The organism is Fibrobacter sp. (genome assembly GCF_045112255.1).
In the GTDB taxonomy this organism is placed as follows: domain Bacteria; phylum Fibrobacterota; class Fibrobacteria; order Fibrobacterales; family Fibrobacteraceae; genus Fibrobacter.
In genome coordinates, this window is record NZ_JBGUHR010000092.1 from 1 (window position 1) to 2,194 (window position 2,194).

The following is a 2,194-nucleotide window of genomic DNA, read 5'->3' on the forward strand; positions in this document are numbered from 1 at the left end:
AAAGGAATGAATATATATACGCTATAAAGCGGAACAAATCTGTGCACCTAATGCGGATGGAAGCCCAGTAGACAGAGGCTATCGAGCCGAAAAACGGAACAAAATAGGAACAATCTGATGAAAAAGCCACGAATTAGTGGCGGTTTAGCTGAAGTCGAAGACACAAAGCGGAACAAATTAATGCACTTTGATGTAGGCGAAAGCCTCTATAAATGGCCGATTCAGCGATTTAGCGGAACTAAAAAGGAACATTTTGGCGAGTCGAAAAATTGTAGATTTCTGTTTACTGAAAGTAAACTATAAGAGCGCATTAAAGCGGAACAGAATCGTGCAAGTTCCCTTTTTGTGACGATAAAGCCATCAAGCGGAACAAAATCATGCACCTCAATGTAAGGAAAAAGAGGGTATCGAGGTGTTGAGCGGAACAAAAAAGGAACACTCTGGAGCGGAACAAAATCGTGCACCTCATATCCTGTTTTTGAGGATAGATAGGCTTTTAGACGTTGTGATTAACATTTTTTATTATTCGAGCATGAAAGCGGAACAAAATCGTGCACCTCAACCCCTCGTCAGACCGCATATGCAGTAGAGTTTTGGGCGTTTTGCGGAACAAAAAAGGAACATTTTCGAAGCGGAACAAAATCGTGCACCTAAAAATGATAATATCTGACTATCAGTCAGTTAGTTAAGCCACAATCGGAACAAAATAGGAACATTCTAAAACACATGTTCCCTTTTTGTGGCGGTAAAAAAATAGTCTCGTTAAAATTTGGTTGTTACGCAGAAAAAGCGTACTTTTACAACCGAAATTGAACGTTCGACATCAAATTATCATTAAAAATGGCTACCGCTAAGTCAACAACAACAAATGAAGGAGCATCTGCCAAGCAGACGAAGCCCAAGAAGAAACCTGGACGCAAGAGCACGAAAGTGAAGCTGCCTGAAGGACTCATACCCATCGAGGAAGAGACCTGGCTGTTGGCTCCGTTAACGCTCACCCTGATGCGCCACAACTATACGTCGGTGCAGAACAAGGTACTCATGTCCATTTTGGAGTGCCTGCAGAATATCCTTCGCCAGATGCTGAATGCTGGTAATGGAGTGTCGAGCTTAGCCACCGTCCAGCGCGGTGAGATTGCCAACGAGAAAGGTGGCCTGTCGTTCAATCTCGATTTTCGCAGTTTCGGCATCGACCGCAACCACTACAATGAACTCCGCAGTTCCTTGAAGATGCTGCCTGCCATTCCCGTCGAGATTCCCTTCAAGTCGAAGGAGGGCAAGCGCTATCGTAAGGTCACCAGCCTGTGCGATGTCTTCATCCCTGAAGAGAAGTACAAGACCTACGTCGTGGTGCATATTGACAAGGAGGTGGCCGAGAAGTTGGTGACGTTCGAACTTGGTTGGCATCGTCTGGGTAAGGAAGTCGTGACCAGCAGTAACAACAAGTACACGCAGCGTATCTATATGTACATCACGGCCTGGACGCGAGTAGGGCGCAGTGTGATGTCTTCTCAGGAACTCCGCAAGTGGCTTCAGTTGGAGGATAAATACCGTGAGTTCCGTAAACTTGCCGCCCGTGTGCTCGACCCCGCTCAAAAGGAATTGGAAGAGCTGGCCCGTGCCGGTTATTGCGACTGTTACTTCACTTATGAGAAGAAATACACGGGCTACAAGAAGGCTGGTGAACCCGACCAGATTGAGTTCCGTATTTACAAGTCTCCAAAGTTGGTGAACAATGAAGATCAGGCAGTCTTTGACCGTCAGTATGAACAGCTTCAGAATATGATCATGAAGCACTTTGGTTTCACACAGCGTGAGATAGAGAGCCTGATGAAGCGCATTAACGAGCAGAACATTCAGGAGATGATTACCAAAGTTTCCACCATTTACATGATGGTACATGATGATAAGAAGGGTGAAATCAAGGACATCAAGGCTTACGTCTATAAGGCGATGGACAACTTCTTGAATGAAACAATGGATACTTACGAGGAGATTAAGGACTGATTTCTTGTCGGAGCAATGCATCGGAACAAACGAGATTATCTGTTCCTTAATGTTCCTTTTAAATATAAAACTTTGTCAATTTGCGAAAAATTGAAATGTTAAATTTCTAAATAAAAGAATTATCCGAGTACCTTTGCAACCGAATTTTAAACATTTGGTATTATGCAGGTATATAAGGTAATTAAGA

1 protein-coding gene is annotated in these 2,194 nt (G+C 43.8%); it reads left to right on the forward strand.

The window, feature by feature from the left end:
- Positions 1–840 precede the first annotated feature (840 nt).
- Positions 841–2,007 carry a RepB family plasmid replication initiator protein gene (locus ACJMM9_RS12545; protein WP_405327508.1) on the forward strand — a complete coding sequence of 389 codons (1,167 nt, stop codon included), beginning with the start codon at positions 841–843 and terminating at the stop codon, positions 2,005–2,007.
- Positions 2,008–2,194 lie beyond the last annotated feature (187 nt).